The sequence below is a fragment of the Pantoea sp. RG18 genome (genome assembly GCF_025910075.1).
GTDB classification, from domain to species: domain Bacteria; phylum Pseudomonadota; class Gammaproteobacteria; order Enterobacterales; family Enterobacteriaceae; genus Pantoea; species Pantoea agglomerans.
On the sequence record NZ_JAPCIL010000006.1, the window covers coordinates 237205 to 256870 of the forward strand.

General features: G+C 54.8%; 16 protein-coding genes. 10 read left to right on the forward strand and 6 right to left on the reverse strand.

Translation table 11 applies throughout. From position 1 onward, the window contains the following. Positions 1-99: 99 nt before the first annotated feature. Positions 100-1209: a YcbX family protein gene (locus OK409_RS07845; protein WP_010255007.1), complete on the forward strand. Its 1110-nt coding sequence runs from the start codon at positions 100-102 to the stop codon at positions 1207-1209. Here OK409_RS07845 and OK409_RS07850 read toward each other — a convergent pair whose 3' ends face one another. The 4 genes from OK409_RS07850 to OK409_RS07865 form a co-directional block, all read right to left on the reverse strand. Continuing rightward, entirely contained in the window at positions 1210-1752 is a 543-nt protein-coding gene (locus tag OK409_RS07850; protein ID WP_033757182.1) for a cell division protein ZapC, read from the reverse strand. A 153-nt stretch (positions 1753-1905) separates the two neighbouring features. Next, on the reverse strand, positions 1906-2916 hold the full coding sequence (gene pyrD, locus OK409_RS07855) for a quinone-dependent dihydroorotate dehydrogenase (protein ID WP_010255000.1): 1011 nt from the start codon (positions 2914-2916) through the stop codon (positions 1906-1908). A 134-nt stretch (positions 2917-3050) separates the two neighbouring features. Beyond that, positions 3051-4352: a flippase gene (locus tag OK409_RS07860; protein ID WP_010254996.1), complete on the reverse strand. Its 1302-nt coding sequence runs from the start codon at positions 4350-4352 to the stop codon at positions 3051-3053. A gap of 83 nt (positions 4353-4435) precedes the next feature. Further along, a complete protein-coding gene (locus tag OK409_RS07865; protein ID WP_010254993.1) occupies positions 4436-5416 on the reverse strand; it encodes a glycosyltransferase family 2 protein in 981 nt (326 codons plus the stop codon). A gap of 749 nt (positions 5417-6165) precedes the next feature. On the opposite strand from OK409_RS07865, the gene ssuE reads away from it, so the two are divergent. The 5 genes from ssuE to ssuB are packed head-to-tail and all read left to right on the forward strand — an operon-like array spanning position 6166 to position 10427. Further along, on the forward strand, positions 6166-6717 hold the full coding sequence (ssuE, locus tag OK409_RS07870) for an NADPH-dependent FMN reductase (protein ID WP_010254991.1): 552 nt from the start codon (positions 6166-6168) through the stop codon (positions 6715-6717). Positions 6718-6728: 11 nt separating this feature from the next. Then, positions 6729-7682, forward strand: coding sequence for a sulfonate ABC transporter substrate-binding protein (locus tag OK409_RS07875; RefSeq protein ID WP_050679506.1), 954 nt, complete (start codon positions 6729-6731; stop codon positions 7680-7682). A gap of 9 nt (positions 7683-7691) precedes the next feature. Beyond that, positions 7692-8840 carry an FMNH2-dependent alkanesulfonate monooxygenase gene (ssuD, locus tag OK409_RS07880; protein WP_033757171.1) on the forward strand — a complete coding sequence of 383 codons (1149 nt, stop codon included), beginning with the start codon at positions 7692-7694 and terminating at the stop codon, positions 8838-8840. A gap of 10 nt (positions 8841-8850) precedes the next feature. Further along, positions 8851-9642 carry an aliphatic sulfonate ABC transporter permease SsuC gene (gene ssuC, locus OK409_RS07885; protein ID WP_010254987.1) on the forward strand — a complete coding sequence of 264 codons (792 nt, stop codon included), beginning with the start codon at positions 8851-8853 and terminating at the stop codon, positions 9640-9642. Further along, positions 9639-10427, forward strand: a complete 789-nt coding sequence (gene ssuB / locus OK409_RS07890) for an aliphatic sulfonates ABC transporter ATP-binding protein (protein WP_010254985.1) — start codon at positions 9639-9641, stop codon at positions 10425-10427. The genes ssuC and ssuB overlap by 4 nt, the downstream gene beginning before the upstream one ends. Positions 10428-10465: 38 nt before the next feature. Here ssuB and pepN read toward each other — a convergent pair whose 3' ends face one another. Then, positions 10466-13081 carry an aminopeptidase N gene (pepN, locus tag OK409_RS07895; RefSeq protein WP_033766848.1) on the reverse strand — a complete coding sequence of 872 codons (2616 nt, stop codon included), beginning with the start codon at positions 13079-13081 and terminating at the stop codon, positions 10466-10468. A gap of 243 nt (positions 13082-13324) precedes the next feature. Here pepN and pncB point away from each other — a divergent pair, with 243 nt between their 5' ends. The 4 genes from pncB to OK409_RS07915 all read left to right on the forward strand — a co-directional run bounded on the left by pncB (position 13325) and on the right by OK409_RS07915 (position 18984). Beyond that, positions 13325-14530, forward strand: coding sequence for a nicotinate phosphoribosyltransferase (gene pncB / locus OK409_RS07900; protein WP_010669771.1), 1206 nt, complete (start codon positions 13325-13327; stop codon positions 14528-14530). 157 nt (positions 14531-14687) lie between these two features. Beyond that, on the forward strand, positions 14688-16088 hold the full coding sequence (gene asnS, locus OK409_RS07905; RefSeq protein ID WP_010254981.1) for an asparagine--tRNA ligase: 1401 nt from the start codon (positions 14688-14690) through the stop codon (positions 16086-16088). Between the two features lie 301 nt (positions 16089-16389). Next, positions 16390-17559: a porin OmpF gene (ompF, locus tag OK409_RS07910; protein WP_277950772.1), complete on the forward strand. Its 1170-nt coding sequence runs from the start codon at positions 16390-16392 to the stop codon at positions 17557-17559. A gap of 234 nt (positions 17560-17793) precedes the next feature. Then, positions 17794-18984 carry an amino acid aminotransferase gene (locus tag OK409_RS07915; RefSeq protein WP_083068540.1) on the forward strand — a complete coding sequence of 397 codons (1191 nt, stop codon included), beginning with the start codon at positions 17794-17796 and terminating at the stop codon, positions 18982-18984. A 42-nt stretch (positions 18985-19026) separates the two neighbouring features. On the opposite strand, the gene OK409_RS07920 is transcribed toward OK409_RS07915, so the two are convergent. Then, positions 19027-19656 carry an MBL fold metallo-hydrolase gene (locus tag OK409_RS07920; RefSeq protein WP_264366945.1) on the reverse strand — a complete coding sequence of 210 codons (630 nt, stop codon included), beginning with the start codon at positions 19654-19656 and terminating at the stop codon, positions 19027-19029. Positions 19657-19666 lie beyond the last annotated feature (10 nt).

Sequence of the window (19666 nt, forward strand, 5' to 3'; positions counted from 1 at the left end):
TTAACTCTTGAGAAAATTGTCGCGCATTATAGCGAATCGGAGACCTATGTCATAAAGTTAGCTTCTTTTGTGCTGCGCGTCGGGTTCAAGGAGAACACCATGATCACGCTTTCCCGCTTATTTATTCATCCTGTGAAGTCGATGCGGGGATTAGCGCTGTCACACGCGCTGGTCACTGACAGCGGACTGGCATTTGATCGTCTGTTTATGGTGACCGAACCTGATGGCACCTTTATTACCGCGCGTCAGCATCCGGAGATGGTGCGCTTCACGCCCGCGATTTTACCGGATGGCCTGCTGCTGACGGCCCCGGATGGCAGTCACTCCCTGATCCGCTTCAGCGATTTCGATGAGCAGGATCACCCCACCGAAGTCTGGGGAAATCATTTCACCGCGCGCATAGCGCCGCCTGCGATTAACCAATGGCTGAGCCAGTTCTTCCCGCGTGAGGTTCAGTTGCGCTGGGTCGGGCCACAACCCAGCCGCCGGGTAAAAGCGTTTAATCATATTCCGCTGAGCTTTGCCGACGGCTTTCCGTTTTTGCTGATCAACAACGCGTCGCTGCATGATCTGCAACAGCGCTGCCCGGCCAGCGTCCGTGCCGAACAGTTTCGTCCGAATCTGGTCGTCAGCGGCGCTGCCGCATGGGATGAAGACAGCTGGGCGGAGATTCAGATTGGCGACGTGATATTCGAGGTGCCTAAGCCATGCAGTCGCTGCGTGCTCACCACTGTCAGCACCGAGACCGGCGTTAAGCATCCTGCCGGTCATCCACTGGCCACGCTGCAGACGTTCCGCACCGCCCTGGATGGCAGCGGGGATATTGATTTCGGTCTGAACTTAGTGGCGCGCAACAGTGGGGTGGTGCGCGCCGGTGATGAGATGATTGTCCTGAAACGTCATGCACCGCGCAGCTATGGTGCCGGTGAAGTGGTCGAAACACTGAAACCAAAGCAGCAGGCGCCAGATGCCGTGGCTATCACGTTTCAGGGTCAGACGTTCACCGGGGATAATCAGCAGGTATTACTGGATCAGCTGGAGATGCAGGGCTTCCGGATCCCCTACTCCTGTCGGGCGGGACTGTGCGGCAGTTGCAAGCTGAGTCTGGTCGCGGGTGAGGTTAAGGCGCTGAAACAGAGCGCCCTGCGTCAGGACGGCACGCTGTTGAGCTGCAGCTGTATTCCGGCTGGCGATGTAGAACTAAGGTAGTCAGACTGCGCGGGCGTAGCGCGGCGCGACATCCTGATACAGGGGCTGCAGGCGATCGTTCATCACCTTGATGGCATCGCCGAGCACCATGTTTTTTCCGGCCAGCGTCAATCCCGGCTGCGCCAGCAGGCAGAGTGCCGCGTTATCGCCACTCTCAACCACCAGCAGTCGTGCCTGCGTTCCCTCTTCTGCCAGCGTAACCTGTACCATTTCACCGGGACGGGGCTGCATTGCCGGAGCATAAGAGGCGAAATGCCAGCTTTTCGGCATCAGTGGCTTGAGGAAACGTGCAGCGACCAGCGCATTTAACACCAGTTCAGCGCGATGGCTGCCACTGAGTTTGCACTGACGGCAGGTCTCTTCAAAGGTGTAATAAAGGGCGGCGTCATCGACACAAAAACCCGATTCAGTGAAGGCATCCGGCGTGAGCATCTTGCGGGAATAACGGGAACGGAAAAGCATACCGTCTGCCAGGTCGAGCATCATTCGGTCGTGGCTGCTGTCAAAATACCAACGCCAGTTATCATCGGGTTTAATTTTCATCGTGTGCCCTGTATTTACCGCTGCGCCAAAAATCACGCAGAATTCAGCGAAAAAAGAAACATAAGGAAAAGCTGAAAAAGCGTGCAACAGGACAAAATATAAACGAGCCGAGGGGATAAATAAACCCCCCGGCCAATGATTGTGAGAATTGTCTTAGAGATGGGTGACGATATCTTTAATTAAGCCTGGCCCCTGATAAATAAAGCCTGAATAAATCTGAACCAGTGTTGCCCCGGCGGCGATTTTTTCACGCGCTGCCGTCAGAGAATCGATCCCGCCTACGCCAATAATCGGCAACCGTCCCTGCAGTTCCTGAGAGAGACGCTGGATCACCGCCGTGCTGCGCGACTGCACTGGCCGTCCACTTAACCCACCCGCTTCCTCAGCATGCTTAAGACCGCTCACCAGCGAACGATCGAGCGTGGTATTGCTGGCAATCACGCCATCAATCTGATGACGAATTAAACTGTCCGCGACCTGAATTAACTCTTCTTCAGAGAGATCGGGCGCAATTTTTACGGCCAGCGGAACATATTTCAGATGACGCTGTTCCAGCTCTTTTTGTTTCTGTTTGATGGAAGAAAGCAGATCATCCAGCGCCTCGCCATATTGCAGCGAACGTAAACCTGGGGTGTTAGGTGAGGAAATATTGATGGCGATATAACCGGCGTGGGCATAAACCTTTTCCATGCAGATGAGATAATCATCTTTGCCCTGCTCGACCGGCGTATCTTTATTTTTACCGATATTGATCCCCAGCACGCCGTTAAAGCGCGCTTTCTTCACGTTTTCAACCAGGTGATCAACACCCAGATTATTAAACCCCATCCGATTGATAATTCCGCCCGCTTCCACCAGACGAAACATGCGTGGCTTATCGTTCCCCGCCTGGGCGCGCGGCGTGACGGTGCCGACTTCAACAAAGCCAAAGCCCATCGCCGCAAACGCATCAATACACTCTGCGTTCTTATCCAGACCCGCCGCCAGGCCCAGGGCATTCTTAAAGGTCAGTCCCATACAGGTGACCGGACGCGACGGCAGATTCTGGCGATAAAACATCTCCAGTGGGGTGCCGTTCATAAAACGCAGTTGCTGAAAGGTGAGTTCGTGTGCGCGTTCGGGATCAAGTTTAAACAGCGCCGGTCGGACGATAGGATAAAACATGCACTCTCCTGAAGGACGGAAGCGATCGTGGAAGTCGGTGCACGGGAAAATGTGCGCCAGAATGGTAAAGTGCTCTGGCGCAAAAGTAAATCGAACAGCGGGGATGCATAAAACTATCTGAAAATGCTTTGATCTTACGCGGCGGAATCGTTTACGGGTTGATTTTTCACCTCAGAGGGAAACAGATATTCCCGCAGGATGCCGTGACGTTGCATGATGCCAAAAATACCGAGACAGACGAACGCTTCAGCCCCGACCATCGACCATGCGGCACCGATTGCGCCAAACTTCCACGCCAGGAAACAGCAGAGCGGCACGTTAACCACACCAGCGGCCATCATCACCCACATACGCTGGCGGGCCAGACCATGTGGGATCAGAATCTGTAATCCAGCCGGGTAGGCAATGTTGCCAAACAGGAAGCAGAGCACAAAGACGCGCAGCACATCCGCTGACTGGATAAAGTCTTTACCCAGCAATATTGAGACCACCAGGTCAGCAAAAAACCAGGTGAAGATCACAATCGACAGACTCAGGGAAAACGACAGCAGCAGGCTTTTGCGTGTCGCGGCAATCGCGGCGCGTTTATCCCGGCCAAACAGGTGGCTGACGCGCGGGAAGAAGGCGCTGCCAATCTGCTCCGGTACCGAGTTGGCCGCTTTACGCAGGCGATCGGCGCCGTTGTAGATCCCGACCATATAAGTCGAAGCAAAGGTGGCGAGAATCACCACGTTGACGCTGTTGAAAAGGTTAGCACCGGCGATGGCGATAAACACATCCATGCTGTCGGTGATGCGCTGTTTGATTTCGCGCGGTTCAAAGCGGTAGCGGCCTATGACTTTCATCTCCAGCACAAACTTCAGCGTAATCGCCGCGCTGATAATGGAGACCGCGCCAGGGATCAGGGCAGCCAGCCAGGTATCCTGCGGAGATTTCACCAGCAAAAAGGTCAGCGGAATCGCACAGAAGTTACCGAAGGTGGCGATCATCGCCGTCTTACCCAGCTTCTCAAAGCCCTGCATCAGCCAGCCGAATGAAAACAGCGAGCCGACCAGCGTGGTGCAGTTCGCCAGAATGATGAAGAACAGAGGGTGCCAGGAGGGATTGAACCAGGTCGCAGTCAGCAGCGTGCCGCTGGTGACCACCAGCAGCATCAGCTTGGCGTTGAATGTTGACCAGAAGAGCTGGCTGACGCGTTCTTTGTCATCACGATGGTGAGCAATATCTTTGGTGGTAAAGACATTGAATCCCCAGTCGGAGATAGTGCTGCAATAGAGGACGCAGGCAATCGCCAGCGCCAGCGTACCCATCTGCTCTACGCCCAGAACGCGGGCAAGATAGGGCAGCGTGGCCAGCGGAAACAGAAACGATGCGCCACGGTAAGCCAGCAGCGAGAAAATATTAATAACCAGACTTTTATCGAGTACTTTTGCCATGACGCAACAACCTTATACACATTGCATGTCTCACCTTCTCATTTCGCTAAGGCATAAACAATATCGCTTCAAATTTTTCAGAATCAGGCTGCGCGCTTGAGCTCTTTTTTAACCTTGTAGTGCTGCAGCGCAATAAAGAGCTCCGGGCGATTAAACAACAACCACTCTTTAAGATTTTCTGATTTTACATTACGACCCATAAAGCGAATGGCATTACAGACATATTCCGGCACCGGCGTTTTATTATAGAGAGACAAATAGATCATCAGACGGAACGAATGAAGTAAATAAGACTTTTCCAGCGAACTACGCCAGGCTGATTTAGGGAGCGAACTGGTTAACGTATTATAAGCATGCATAAAAGCGTCATAGCGCTGATAGAAAAACTCATTGCCTTTGGTACTGTTGGTCAGTGAACCACTGCGGATGCGCTGCTTATAATAGACCTGACGGCTGACCCATGCGTGCTGGCATTTCATAAACACGGAGAGCGTAAAGTTGTGGTCTTCATGAACCCGACGTACAAAGCGCAACTTATGCTGTTCAATGACGCTTTTTCTTAAGACGTAATTCCAGACGGCAGAGGTATATCTGCCATTACGCAGCAGGCGCAGAAAGACCTCCTGTGGTTTCTGCTGGCCAAACTGGTCATGCTTCACTTTTGGCGAGGTGATATCAATGTGGCCATCTTCATAGACGCAGGAGTTAAAACAGAAAAGATCCGTTTCAGGATGCTTCTCCGCCACCATTGCCAGCTCAGTCACGAGGCCATCAACCACGACATCATCCGGATCACAGAAAAAGAGAAACTGACCCTTTGCCAGTGCAATGCCGGTGTCCCGTGCATTGCCGAGGCCGCCATTTTCAATGGTGATCACTTTCACCTGAGAAAGGTGTGCATAATTCTGTTCAATTAAGGCTAATGTTCCATCAGTAGATCCATCATTCACAATGATTATTTCATTGGGCGCTTTAACCTGGCGTAATAACGAATCGACGCACTCTACAATATATTTCTCAACATTGTAGGTTGGAATAATAACGGATAACAGGATGTCAGACATATGCAATTCTCTGCTGTTAGAAAATGACAATACGATTCACCTGCCTGATGCAGGTTCTGACCAGAGGCGAAACGTCGAAAAGAGTAAGGCGCGATTATTATGATTGCTTTCATTGAGCCCGATTATCTTAAACCTGTAATGCGAAAAAAGACCAGCCGTAAAAATCATCTTAATGTTTCATGTGAGCATCACTGTTAACGAAAGTGCATCTATAGCCTGCGTTAATGTTAAAACCGTTGATGATCGATTTAAAATAGCCCTGTGAAGCAGACGTAACCAGATTCAGGAATCTGTAAGCGAACATCTGAAACGATGAATAAGTTCAGCATTCCTTCATTTTTATTACAGTCTTCTTTCTGCAACTAATCCTAATCCCTGAAAGATGCTTGCCGCAGATAAGCTGATTCTGTGCTGCTTCGCAGCGCTCTTTTGTCAGCCGTTTCGCTTTATTGCCGCGCCACTCTCAGGGAAAATGATTAAGCAATCAGACGAAAGCTATTTTTTCTGCTGAACCGTCTCATTTTGACGATCTCGTATCATCCCTCTTAATGAATTGTTCTGCTGCCGACACATAATTTAAGAATTATCGGAAGCGGCGATGCTGACACCTGCCACTACCGCTTCTATTTGCAGATTTCACCCTTACTTTGCCGGATAAATCATTTAAGCCCACTCTCCTGCTCTGACAGTATGAAGACATAAGTTCTCAACATTTGATAATCAATAACTTTTAGTTATAAGGAGTGATGATGCGAGTTATTACGCTGGCAGGCAGCCCACGATTCCCCTCCCGCTCAACCTCACTGCTGACGCTGTGTCAGCACAAGCTGGAGGCGCGTGGCATTGAAGTCATCCCCTGGAATATTCACAACTTTCAGCCTGACGATCTGATCAATGCGCGTTTTGATGCGCCTGCGCTTCTCGCCCTGCGTGACGATCTGGCTTCGGCTGATGGACTGATTATTGCGACACCTATCTATAAAGCGTCGTTTTCGGGTGCGCTGAAGACGCTGCTCGATCTGCTGCCTGAACGCGCACTGGAACACAAAGTCGTGTTACCGCTGGCCAGCGGCGGCAGTGCCGGTCATATGCTGGCGCTGGACTACGCCCTGAAGCCGGTGCTCAACGCCTTAAAGGCGCAGGAGATCCTGCATGGTGTTTATGCCGAGGATCATCAGATCAGTCATTACGACCGTCAGCCCGAACTGCAGGATTCACTGTCACAGCGCCTGGATGAGGCCGTCTCCGCCTTCTGGCTGGCACTGACCCGTCACCACCATCCCGTTGCGCAAGCGGTATAAGGAAGAGATCGATGAAACAGAGATTAGGAAAGTGGCTGGTGGCCGGACTTCTGCTGGCCGGCCTCCAGGTACAGGCCGCCGAATCCGATCCGTCTGAGATTCGCATCGGCTATCAGAAAGGTTCGGTCAGCATGGTGCTGGCGAAGTCACATCAGTTACTGGAAAAACGATTTCCCCATACCCGGATTAAGTGGATCGAGTTCCCTGCAGGTCCGCAAATGCTGGAAGCGCTGAATATCAACAGTATCGACCTGGGCAGTACCGGTGATCTTCCCCCGCTGTTTGCCCAGGCCGCGGGCGCGGATCTGCTCTATGTTGGCGCGGAGCCGCCAAAACCCAAAGCAGAAGTGATTCTGGTGCCAAAAAGCAGCCCCCTGAAACAGGTCGCGGACCTGAAAGGGAAAAAAGTCGCTTTCCAGAAAGGCTCCAGCTCACATAATTTATTGCTGCGTGCCTTACAGCAGGCGGGTCTGACCTTTAAAGACATCACGCCGGTCTATCTCACTCCCGCCGATGCGCGTGCCGCCTTCCAGCAGGGTGACGTTGATGCCTGGGCAATCTGGGACCCCTACTATTCATCGGTGCTGCTGCAGGGAAATTCGCGCCTGCTGATTGATGGCAGCTCCCTTAATCTTACCGGCTCCTTCTATTTAGCGACCCGCAGCTATGCCGAAGCCCATGGCGCGTTTATTCAGCAGGTGCTCGACACCTTCAGCTCTGCTGACGCGCTGACAATCAGCCAGCGTCAGCAGAGCACCACGTTACTGGCACAGGCAATGGGCTTGCCCGAACCGGTCATCGCCAGCTACCTCAGCCATCGGCCGCCAACCCGCATTTCGCCCGTCAGTGCCGAAACCGCGGCCGCCCAGCAGCGCACCGCTGACCTGTTCTATGCCAATCATCTCTTGCCAGTAAAAGTGACGATTCAGGATCGCATCTGGCATCCGCATACCGTGACGCAATAAGGAGCAACAATGAGCGTATCCATTTTCTGGTTCCTGCCGACGCATGGCGACGGCCACTATCTTGGTACTGCCGAAGGGGCGCGACCGGTTGATCACGCCTATCTGCAACAGGTGGCGCAGGCCGCTGACCGCCTTGGCTTTGGCGGCGTACTGATCCCGACCGGCCGCTCCTGTGAAGATGCCTGGCTGGTTGCCGCCTCGCTGATTCCGGTGACGCAGCGCCTGCGGTTTCTGGTCGCACTGCGTCCTGGGGTGATTTCACCGACCCAGGCAGCACGTCAGGCCGCCACGCTGGACCGTCTTTCTAACGGACGTGCGCTGTTTAATCTGGTGACCGGTGGCGATCCGGAAGAGCTGGCGGGCGACGGCGTGTTTCTCGATCACCGCGAGCGCTACGCGGAATCCGCCGAGTTTACCCGCGTCTGGCGTCGGGTGCTGGAAGGCGAAACCGTCGATTATGAAGGCAAGCACGTGAAGGTTCGCGGTGCGCGTCTGATGTTTAAACCGGTGCAGCAGCCTCGTCCCCCGCTGTGGTTTGGTGGCTCTTCTGAACCCGCCCAGGAACTGGCGGCCGAACAGGTCGATGTCTACCTCACCTGGGGCGAACCCCCTGCGCAGGTTAAAGAGAAGATTGATCAGGTGCGTGCGAAAGCGGCTGCCCAGGGACGCACCGTCCGGTTCGGCATCCGTCTGCATGTGATCGTGCGTGAAACCAATGAAGAGGCCTGGCAGGCCGCAGACAAACTGATTGCCAATGTGGATGACGCCACCATCGCGAAAGCGCAGGCGGCGTTCCAGCGGGCAGACTCTGTGGGGCAGCGCCGGATGGCCGCACTGCATGGCGGTCGCCGCGACAAGCTCGAAATCAGCCCTAACCTGTGGGCAGGCGTCGGCCTGGTGCGCAGCGGAGCCGGGACCGCGCTGGTCGGCGATGGCCCGACCGTGGCCGCACGCATCAAAGAGTATGAAGCGCTGGGCATTGAGACCTTTATCCTGTCGGGTTATCCGCACCTTGAAGAGGCTTATCGCGTCGGCGAACTGCTGTTCCCGCATCTTGATCTGCAGATTCCACTGGTGCCCCAGCCGCGCGTGGTTCAGGCACACGGTGAAGCGGTAGCCAACGATTTTACCCCTGAGAAAAAAGTCGCCCGGGGCTGAGGAGAGCATGATGACCAGAACCCGAAAACGCCTTGCTGATACGCTGGTGCCCTGGCTGCTGCCAACGCTGCTGGTGGTGGTGTGGCAGATTGCCTCGCAAACCGGCTGGTTGTCGACCCGTATTCTGCCCGCACCGGAGAAAATTGTGACCACCTTCTGGCAGCTGACCGCCAGTGGTGAACTCTGGCAGCACCTGGCGATCAGTAGCTGGCGGGCGCTGATCGGCTTCAGTATCGGCGGTTCTATCGGCCTGCTGCTCGGGCTGATTACCGGCACCTCCAGAACCGGTGAACGACTGCTGGATACCTCGGTACAGATGCTGCGCAATGTGCCGCATCTGGCGCTGATCCCGCTGGTGATCCTCTGGTTCGGTATTGATGAGTCTGCCAAGATCTTTCTGGTGGCGCTGGGGACGCTGTTCCCGATCTACCTCAATACCTATCACGGCATCCGCAACATCGATCGCGGGCTGGTTGAGATGGCGCGCAGCTATGGCCTTTCCGGCTGGAGCCTGTTTATTCAGGTGATCCTGCCCGGCGCGCTGCCCAATATCATGGTCGGCGTGCGTTTCGCGCTGGGCCTGATGTGGCTGACGCTGATTGTCGCAGAGACCATCTCTGCCAACGCGGGTATCGGCTATCTGGCCATGAACGCGCGTGAATTCCTGCAGACCGATGTGGTGGTGGTCGCCATTATTCTTTACGCCCTGCTCGGCAAACTGGCGGATGTCGCCGCGTTGTTGCTTGAACGTGTCTGGCTGCGCTGGCATCCCGCTTATCAACTGAAGGAGGAGAACGCATGAGCCAGACTCTCTCACCGGCGCGCCTCAACACCGGCACCCCGGTTGGCGTTAACGGCGTCAGCAAACAGTATGGCAGCCGCACCATTCTCAATAAGATTGACCTGCATATTCCCTCAGGTCAGTTTGTGGCGGTGGTGGGCCGCAGCGGCTGTGGTAAAAGCACGCTGCTGCGCCTGCTGGCCGGTCTCGAACAGAGCTCCAGCGGTGAACTGCTGGCAGGCAATGCGCCGCTGCAGTCGGCTCGTGAAGATACCCGCCTGATGTTTCAGGATGCGCGACTGCTGCCGTGGAAAAAAGTGATCGATAACGTCGGGCTGGGTCTGCGCGGACGCGAATGGCGCAGCGCGGCGCTGGATGCACTGGCGGCGGTAGGCCTCGCCGATCGGGCTGATGAGTGGCCAGCCGCCCTCTCCGGCGGCCAGAAACAGCGCGTCGCACTGGCCAGAGCGCTGATCCACCGGCCCGGTTTACTGCTGCTGGATGAACCGCTGGGGGCGCTGGATGCCCTGACCCGCATTGAGATGCAGGGATTGATTGAGTCACTGTGGCAGCAGCATCACTTTACCGTGCTGCTGGTCACGCATGATGTCAGTGAAGCGGTGGTGATGGCAGATCGCGTGCTGTTGATCGAAGAGGGTCAGATCGGGCTGGATCTGCTGGTGGATCTGCCCCGTCCCCGCCGTCGCGGATCGGCGCGGCTGGCCGAGCTGGAAGCGGAGGTACTGGATCGGGTCATGCAGCGTACGGAACGACCGCAGCCGGTTCGTTACGCGCAGCAGCGCTGAAAAAAGGGGAGTGTCTCAGACACTCCCCTTTTTAATTATCAGGCGTTCAGTGCCCGGGTAATTTTCTCGTAGAGGTCGCCAGAGAGTTTATCCAGCTCCAGCAGCTGCTCCAGCGCCTGGCGCATCATCGCCTGACGGCCTTCGTCATAACGTTTCAGGCGAATCAGCGGCTCCACCATCCGCGCCGCAACCTGCGGATTGCGGGTGTTAAGGTCGGTAAGCATCTCCACCAGGAACTTGTACCCGCTGCCATCTTTAGCATGGAAGGCGGCCGGGTTAGCCGAGGCAAAGGCACCCACCAGCGAGCGAACACGGTTCGGATTACTCATGGTGAAGGAGCGATGATTCAGAAGCTGACGCACATTGCGCATCACGTTAGCGGCCGGACTGGTCGCCTGCAGCACAAACCATTTGTCCATCACCAGACCATCCTGATGCCAGCGCTCATCGTAAGCTGCCAGCAGCGCATCACGGCACGGTAACTGTGCCGCAACAGCAGCAGAAAGCGCCGCCAGCGCATCGGTCATGTTGGTCGCCTGGTGATACTGCGTCTGCACCAGTTTATCCGCCAGCTGCGCATCGCTGAAGGCGAGATAGGTCAGGCAGATATTTTTCAGGCTGCGCTGACCTATCGCGTCATGCTCCACGCGGTATTCAGGCTGCTGATTGGCGTTGTAGATCGCAAAAAACTCATCGGCCAGTTCGCGTGCCAGCGTGCGTTGCAGCGCGTCACGCACCAGCGCAATCGCCTGCGGATCGATAGTATCAAACAGCTCGGCAATCTCATTTTCCGACGGCAGCGTCAGAATCAGCGCGGTCAGTGCCGGGTCGCAGTCGGTATCCAGCAGCACCGCACGGAAGGCATCGGCCACATGCAGCGGCAGTGACAGATGCTGGCCCTGCTGATAGCGGGCGACATTCAGACGGATATAGGTCGCCAGCAGGCTCTGAGCCGCATCCCAGCGGGAGAAGTCGTTGCGTGCATGACGCATCAGGAAGGTGAGCTGAGCATCACTCCATTTGTAATCAAGCTTCACCGGAGCAGAGAATTCGCGCAGCAGCGACGGCACTGGCTGGAAGTAGACATTATCGAAAATAAAGGTCTGGAACTCCTCGGTGACATTCAGCACATGATGTACCGGATGACCATTATTCTGCAGCGGGATCACCTTGCCTTCGCCATCATAGAGTTCAATATCCAGCGGGATATGCAGCGGCAGCTTCTCTTTCTGATCGGCAGTCGCAGGCGTGTGCTGCGTGACGTGCAGCGTATACTGCTCCAGCTCCGGGTTGTAATCGTCGCGTACCGTCAGCACTGGCGTACCGGACTGGCTGTACCAGCGGCGGAACTGCGACAGGTCAACATTCGAGGCATCTTCCATCGCCTGAACAAAATCATCACAGGTGGCGGCGCTGCCGTCGTGGCGATCAAAATAGAGCTTCATGCCCTTCTGGAAATTCTCTTCACCCAGCAGGGTGTGCATCATACGGATCACTTCTGACCCTTTTTCATACACCGTCAGGGTATAGAAGTTGTTCATCTCGATGACCTGATCCGGACGAATCGGGTGTGCCATCGGGCTGGCATCTTCGGCGAACTGCGCACCGCGTACGATACGCACGTTATCAATGCGGTTCACCGCGCGTGAACCCAGATCAGAGCTGAACTCCTGATCGCGGAACACCGTCAGTCCCTCTTTCAGGCTGAGCTGGAACCAGTCGCGGCAGGTCACGCGGTTACCGGTCCAGTTGTGGAAATATTCGTGACCGATAACCGCTTCAATGCCCAGGTAATCTTTGTCCGTCGCCGTTTCCGCTTTAGCCAGCACATATTTGGCATTGAAGACGTTAAGGCCTTTGTTCTCCATGGCGCCCATGTTGAAGAAGTCCACCGCCACGATCATAAAGATGTCGAGGTCATACTCCAGACCGAAACGCTCTTCATCCCACTTCATGCTGTTTTTCAGCGAGGTCATCGCCCAGTCGGCACGGTCGAGGTTACCGCGATCGACGAAGATCTCCAGCGCCACATCACGTCCTGAACGGGTGGTGAAGCTGTCGCGTAGCACGTCGAAATCGCCCGCCACCAGCGCAAACAGGTAGCAGGGTTTCGGGAACGGATCCTGCCACTTCACCCAGCTGCGACCCTGCTCATCCCGGCCGCTGTCAATGCGGTTACCGTTGGAGAGCAGGAATGGATAACGCTCACCGTCGGCATAGATGGTGGTGGTAAAGCGCGCCAGCACGTCGGGGCGATCGAGATACCAGGTAATATGACGGAAGCCTTCAGCCTCACATTGGGTGCAGAGCGCCTCGCCCGATTTATACAGCCCTTCCAGCGCGGTGTTCTGGTCCGGATGAATATCGTTAATAATTTTCAGGGTGAAGCTTTCCGGCAGCTGGCTGATGACCAGTGCGCCCTCTTCTTCACGGAAGGCCGTCCAGGCTTGCCCGTCGACCTCCAGCGCAATCAGCGTTAACGCTTCGCCGTCCAGTCGCAGCTCAGCCTGGCTGTCGCCCAGCCGTTTAACCTGGCTGATGGCCGTTACGCGGGTGGTGGACGCATCCAGTTCAAAAGTTAAATCGATATCGGTGATGGTGTACTCAGGCGCACGGTAGTCGTGGCGATACTTGATTTGGGGCTGTTGCGTCATATTGCGTCTCGCGTTGTTATAAGTTTACCGGCAAAGTCTAAGCTTGTTACTACAAGCTTGCCACGCACAATGCACCTAAAGGGTGAAATGGCTACACTTTGTTAACAATGGCACAGATTGGCCTCGACCCGCCCGTCTGAAATATGCTGTGATCGGCTTCAGATAGTGAATTATACTTTTGCGTCTTTATGACTGTGTACAACACCGGGCTCTGCGCCACCGAACAGGATGCTGAAACGCGCCATGACAGGACATGCTTCCCCGATACTGACCTCGCTGCTGGATACGGACGCCTATAAGCTCCATATGCAGCAGGCCGTTTTCCACCGCTATCATGACATAACGGTGGCGGCGGAGTTTCGCTGCCGCGGCGACGAACTGCTGGGTCTCTACGCTGACGAAATTCGTGACGCGATAACCGCAATGCAACACCTGGCGCTGACTGATGATGAAGCGACCTGGTTGTCTCACCTTCCCTTCTTCCGGCAGGATTACCTCAGCTGGTTACGCCAGTTCCGCTATAACCCGGATCAGGTTGAGGTGCGCAATCACCATGGCAAGCTGGAACTCCGTATTCAGGGGCCGTGGCGCGAAGTGATCATGTGGGAGGTGCCGCTGCTGGCGCTGATCAGTGAGATTGTGCATCGTCATCGCACGCCACAGGTCACCACTCAGCAGGCACTTGACCATTTACATCAGAAACTCGGCGACTTTAAAGCCCAGGTGGCTGACCTTGATATGTCACGCTTCCGCCTGATGGATTTCGGCACCCGTCGTCGCTATTCGCAGGATGTGCAGCAGTCGATCGTCTCAACGCTGAAACAGGAATTTCCGTGGCTGATTGGCACCAGTAACTATGATCTGGCGCGCCGTTTGTCACTGACGCCGGTGGGAACACAGGCGCATGAGTGGTTCCAGGCCTTCCAGCAGATCAGTCCGGTACTGGCCAACAGCCAGCGCGCGGCGTTACAGGCGTGGCTGGATGAGTATGACGATAAGCTGGGCATCGCCCTGACCGATTGCATCGCTATGGACGCATTCCTGCGCGATTTCGGTCCGGTGTTTGCCCGCCGCTACCAGGGACTGCGCCACGACTCCGGCGATCCGGTCGAATGGGGCGAGAAAGCCCTCGCCCACTACCAGAAGCTGGGTATCGATCCGCAAAGCAAACACCTGGTCTTTTCTGACAACCTGAATCTCGACAAAGCGCTGGCGCTTTACCGCCACTTTGGCCAGCGGACGAACGTGGTGTTCGGCATCGGAACCCGCCTCACCTGCGATATTCCGGGCGTGACGCCACTGAACATCGTTATCAAACTGGTGCAGTGCAATGGCAAGCCGGTGGCGAAACTCTCAGACAGCCCGGGAAAAACCATCTGCCAGGATAAAGCCTTTGTCAGGGCCCTGCGTAAAGCTTTTGATCTGCCGCTGGTGAAAAAAGCGAGTTAATCCTCTTCTTATCGGGGCGTTGATACGCCCCGCCTCTGCTGTAATAAATCTGCTTTCCCCCTGAATTTTGCTTGTTTCCTGAAGACTCGCAAGTAACATAGCAAAACCCCGGATGGGGCAACTTTTTTACTCACTTCTTCTATATAGAGAGATATTTATGAGCGTAGTGCCTGTAGCGGACGTACTGCACGGTCGCGTCGCGGTTGACAGTGAAGTCACCGTACGTGGTTGGGTGCGTACCCGAAGAGATTCCAAAGCCGGTCTTTCCTTCATCGCTGTCTATGACGGCTCCTGCTTTAATCCCGTTCAGGCTGTCGTCAATAATTCTCTGAATAATTATCAGGATGAAGTGCTGCGTCTGACCACGGGCTGTTCCGTTATCGTCACCGGTAAAGTGGTGGCCTCGCCGGGTCAGGGCCAGGCGTTTGAGATTCAGGCGACCAGCCTGGAAGTCGTGGGCTGGGTGGAAGATCCCGACAGCTACCCGATGGCGGCGAAACGCCACAGTATCGAGTATCTGCGCGAAGTGGCTCACCTGCGTCCGCGCACCAACCTGATTGGCGCGGTGGCCCGCGTTCGCCACACCCTGGCGCAGGCGCTGCATCGCTTCTTCCATGAAAATGGCTATTTCTGGGTCTCGACGCCGCTGATTACCGCCTCCGATACCGAAGGTGCCGGCGAAATGTTCCGTGTCTCTACGCTGGATATGGAAAACCTGCCGCGTAACGATCAGGGCAAAGTTGACTTCAGCGAAGATTTCTTTGGTAAAGAGGCTTTCCTGACCGTTTCAGGTCAGCTGAATGGCGAAACCTATGCCAGCGCCCTGTCGAAGATCTACACCTTTGGTCCGACGTTCCGCGCAGAGAACTCCAACACCAGCCGCCATCTGGCGGAATTCTGGATGCTGGAGCCGGAAATCGCCTTTGCCTCACTGGATGATGCCGCTGCACTGGCCGAATCAATGCTGAAGTATGTCTTCAACGCGGTGCTGGAAGAGCGTGCCGATGACATGGCCTTCTTTGCTGAGCGGGTAGATAAAGAGGCGGTTGAACGCCTGCAGCGTTTCATCACCACCGATTTCGCGCAGGTGGATTACACCGATGCGGTTGAGATCCTGATGAACTGCGGTCAGACCTTCGAAAACCCGGTTTCCTGGGGTATTGACCTCTCCTCTGAGCATGAGCGTTACCTGGCCGAGAAACATTTTAAAGCGCCGGTGGTGGTGAAAAACTATCCGAAAGACATTAAAGCGTTCTATATGCGCCTGAATGACGATGGCAAAACCGTGGCGGCGATGGATGTTCTGGCGCCAGGCATTGGTGAGATCATTGGCGGTTCACAGCGTGAAGAACGTCTGGATGTCCTGGATGCGCGTCTGGAAGAGATGGGTCTGAATAAAGAAGACTACTGGTGGTATCGTGACCTGCGTCGCTACGGTACCGTGCCACATTCTGGCTTTGGATTAGGCTTTGAACGTTTAATCGCCTATGTCACCGGCGTACAAAATGTCAGGGACGTAATCCCCTTCCCGCGCACCCCACGCAACGCGAGTTTCTGATATTCGGCATTAAATATAAGAAATTCATATATATAACGAGGTCGGCACTGCCGGCCTTTTTTTATTTTTGTAAATTTTGAGTTCTCTCACAAAGTTCCGTGTTTTTTACATCTTGTAATACATATTTTCTTACTGAAACAAGATTACGAGTTTAGTAGCATTTAAGCGCTAGAATTACGGCGGGTGGGATGGAAAGATGCGTGCAGACACAGGAAGACACCAAACTTCGTTCAGGGTTCCCGTAAAGGTTTCTTGACGGCAGTGGCAGGTGTACAAATAACTCCAATGAGGGTAATGAATAATGATGAAGCGCAATATTCTTGCAGTGGTTATCCCTGCTCTGTTAGCCGCCGGCGCAGCAAACGCTGCAGAAATCTATAACAAAGACGGCAACAAACTGGACCTGTACGGTAAAGCTGTTGGCCTGCATTACTTCTCTGATAACGACGGCAACGATGGCGACAATACTTACGTTCGCTTCGGCTTCAAGGGTGAAACTCAGATTAACGACCAGCTGACCGGTTACGGCCAGTGGGAATACAACGTTCAGGCGAACAACTCTGAAGGTTCTGACGCACAAGACGGCAACAAAACCCGTCTGGGCTTCGCCGGTCTGAAATTCGGTGATGCTGGCTCAATCGACTACGGCCGTAACTACGGTGTGGTTTATGATGCAATCGGCTGGACCGATATGCTGCCAGAGTTCGGTGGTGATTCAGGATATTCCGATAACTTCATGAACGGCCGTAGCACCGGCCTGCTGACCTACCGCAACACCAACTTCTTCGGCCTGGTTGATGGCTGGGACTTCGCAGTTCAGTATCAGGGTAAAAACGAGCGCACCGGTACCGACGGCCTGCGTCGCTCCAACGGCGACGGCTACGGTGTGTCAACCTCTTATACCTCACCAATCGGTCTGGGTATCGTAGGTGCTTATAGCAGCAGCGACCGTACTAATGCTCAGGCAGCAGGCGCACAGACAACTGTTACACCTAGCGAAGCTAATGGCGGCGGTGATGCAACTACCACTGTCACCGGCCAGGGTGCTGGTAAACGTGCTGAAAACTGGGCAACGGCTATCAAGTACGATGCAAACAACGTTTACCTGGCTGCAATGTACGGTGAAACTCGCAACTCAACACCAGTTACTGCTACCGGTACTCTGGCTAACGGCAACGCGTTCTCTACCACTGGCTTTGCAAACAAAGCACAGAACATTGAGCTGGTAGCACAGTATCAGTTCGACTTCGGCCTGCGCCCATCCATTGCTTATGTTCAGTCTAAAGGCAAGGATATCGAAGGTGTGGGCGATGCTGACCTGATCAAATATATTGATATCGGCGCGACCTACTACTTCAACAAAAACATGTCTACCTATGTGGACTATCAGATCAACCAGCTGGATGACAACAACCGTCTGAATCTGAACACTGATGACACTGTAGCGGTTGGCCTGGTTTACCAGTTCTAATACTGCTTAAAACATGTTGAAAAACGGGGCTACGGCCCCGTTTTTTTATGGCTGCTATTCCCGACAGGTGCGTTTTCCCTCGCGCCGTTACCCCGCTTTAATCACTACCTTTCCCCGTCACGCAATCCACACTACAAAATGTATGAATTTGTCTCGCAAACGGTTGGCATTTGACTGGCCGGACGCTAACCTGAGAGCTCTTTTCGCTAAAGTTCACGCTAATGGACCTGACACATGTTTGAATCGATCTCTGCTGCACCCGCCGATCCTATTCTTGGGCTGGCCGATCTGTTTCGTGCTGACGACCGCCCGGAAAAAATCAATCTGGGTATCGGCGTCTATAAAGACGAAACCGGCAAGACCCCGGTGCTGACCAGTGTTAAAAAAGCTGAGCAATATCTGCTGGAAAATGAAACCACCAAAAACTATCTCAGCATTGATGGTCTGGCTGATTTCGCCCGCTGCACGCAGGCCCTGCTGTTCGGCAACCAGAGTCCGCTAATCACCGCTGGCCGCGCTCGCACGGCTCAGACACCGGGTGGTACCGGTGCGCTACGCGTTGCAGCCGATTTCCTCGCCACGCAAACCTCGGTGAAGCGGGTCTGGATCAGCAATCCGAGTTGGCCGAATCACAACAATGTGTTCAATGCTGCCGGTCTTGAAGTCTGTGAATACCACTATTATGACGCTGCAAACCATACGCTCGATTTCGATGGTATGCTGGCGTCACTGAAACAGGTTCAGCCAGGCGACGTGGTGCTGTTCCACGGCTGCTGCCATAACCCGACCGGTATCGACCCGACCGCCGAGCAGTGGCAACAGCTGGCGCAGCTGTCACAGGCCAATGGCTGGCTGCCGTTGTTCGACTTCGCTTACCAGGGTTTTGCCCGTGGTCTGGAGGAAGATGCAGAAGGCTTGCGTATTTTTGCCGCCTCGCATCAGGAACTGATCGTCGCCAGCTCTTACTCCAAGAATTTTGGCCTGTATAACGAGCGTGTCGGTGCCATCACGCTGGTTGCCGCCGAAGCGAGCGTGGCAGATACCGCGTTCAGTCAGGTGAAGTACACCATTCGCGCCAACTACTCCAATCCGCCGGCACATGGCGCCGCCATCGTCGCCACAATTCTGGGCAACGATACCCTGCGTACCATCTGGGAGCAGGAGCTGTCGGACATGCGTCAGCGCATTCAGCGCATGCGCCAGCTCTTCGTAAACACGCTGGCGGAGAAAGGCGCACAGCGCGACTTCAGCTTTATTATTAAGCAGAACGGCATGTTCTCGTTCAGTGGCTTAACCAAAGAGCAGGTCATTCGCCTGCGTGAAGAGTTTGGCGTCTACGCGGTGAACTCAGGGCGGGTGAATGTGGCGGGCATGACGCCAGACAATATGTCGGCGCTGTGCGAAGCGATTGTCGCCGTGCTGTAAGCAGGATGACCGAATTGAAAAATGGGCCTGCTGGCCCATTTTTTATTGCAGGAAAGGATTACTGATGCGTTCATGCCCCAGCGTAGAAATCGGGCCGTGACCGGGCAGAAAAGTGACATCATCGCCCAGCGGCAGCAGTTTCGTGCGGATAGCATTGATTAACTGCTGATGATCGCCCTGCGGGAAGTCTGTGCGTCCCACACCACCATTAAAAATCGCGTCACCTGAAATCAGTAACCGTCCTGGCCGATCGAAGAACACCACGTGGCCAGGCGAATGGCCCGGACAATGCAGCACTTCCAGCGTGGTCAGCCCTACCTGTACGCTCTCCCCCTCTTCCAGCCAGCGATCTGGGGTAAAAGGCGCGCACTCATCAAGTCCGAACATCCGGCTCTGGGTAGGCAGCGCCTCCAGCCAGAATGCATCACGCTTTTGTGGTCCGACAATCGGAATCTGCCAGAAGGCAGCCAGCTCGACGGCAGCCCCGACGTGATCAAGGTGCCCATGGGTCAGCAGAATCCGGGAAGGTTTAAGCTGGCGTTGTTCCAGCGTCTCTTTGATCAGATCGGCATCCCCGCCTGGATCAACCAGCGCGGCTTCACGAGTAGACTCGCACCAGATAACTGAACAATTCTGGGCAAACGCGGTAACAGGAATAATGTGGTAATTCATAACGCTCCAT

What these genes read in the sequence shown, in the direction of transcription:
- OK409_RS07845 (WP_010255007.1), top strand. Translation starts at nt 100, where the DNA reads ATGATCACGCTTTCCCGCTTATTTATTCATCCTGTGAAGTCGATGCGG.
- OK409_RS07850 (WP_033757182.1), bottom strand. Translation starts at nt 1,752, where the DNA reads ATGAAAATTAAACCCGATGATAACTGGCGTTGGTATTTTGACAGCAGC.
- pyrD (WP_010255000.1), bottom strand. Translation starts at nt 2,916, where the DNA reads ATGTTTTATCCTATCGTCCGACCGGCGCTGTTTAAACTTGATCCCGAA.
- OK409_RS07860 (WP_010254996.1), bottom strand. Translation starts at nt 4,352, where the DNA reads ATGGCAAAAGTACTCGATAAAAGTCTGGTTATTAATATTTTCTCGCTG.
- OK409_RS07865 (WP_010254993.1), bottom strand. Translation starts at nt 5,416, where the DNA reads ATGTCTGACATCCTGTTATCCGTTATTATTCCAACCTACAATGTTGAG.
- ssuE (WP_010254991.1), top strand. Translation starts at nt 6,166, where the DNA reads ATGCGAGTTATTACGCTGGCAGGCAGCCCACGATTCCCCTCCCGCTCA.
- OK409_RS07875 (WP_050679506.1), top strand. Translation starts at nt 6,729, where the DNA reads ATGAAACAGAGATTAGGAAAGTGGCTGGTGGCCGGACTTCTGCTGGCC.
- ssuD (WP_033757171.1), top strand. Translation starts at nt 7,692, where the DNA reads ATGAGCGTATCCATTTTCTGGTTCCTGCCGACGCATGGCGACGGCCAC.
- ssuC (WP_010254987.1), top strand. Translation starts at nt 8,851, where the DNA reads ATGACCAGAACCCGAAAACGCCTTGCTGATACGCTGGTGCCCTGGCTG.
- ssuB (WP_010254985.1), top strand. Translation starts at nt 9,639, where the DNA reads ATGAGCCAGACTCTCTCACCGGCGCGCCTCAACACCGGCACCCCGGTT.
- pepN (WP_033766848.1), bottom strand. Translation starts at nt 13,081, where the DNA reads ATGACGCAACAGCCCCAAATCAAGTATCGCCACGACTACCGTGCGCCT.
- pncB (WP_010669771.1), top strand. Translation starts at nt 13,325, where the DNA reads ATGACAGGACATGCTTCCCCGATACTGACCTCGCTGCTGGATACGGAC.
- asnS (WP_010254981.1), top strand. Translation starts at nt 14,688, where the DNA reads ATGAGCGTAGTGCCTGTAGCGGACGTACTGCACGGTCGCGTCGCGGTT.
- ompF (WP_277950772.1), top strand. Translation starts at nt 16,390, where the DNA reads ATGATGAAGCGCAATATTCTTGCAGTGGTTATCCCTGCTCTGTTAGCC.
- OK409_RS07915 (WP_083068540.1), top strand. Translation starts at nt 17,794, where the DNA reads ATGTTTGAATCGATCTCTGCTGCACCCGCCGATCCTATTCTTGGGCTG.
- OK409_RS07920 (WP_264366945.1), bottom strand. Translation starts at nt 19,656, where the DNA reads ATGAATTACCACATTATTCCTGTTACCGCGTTTGCCCAGAATTGTTCA.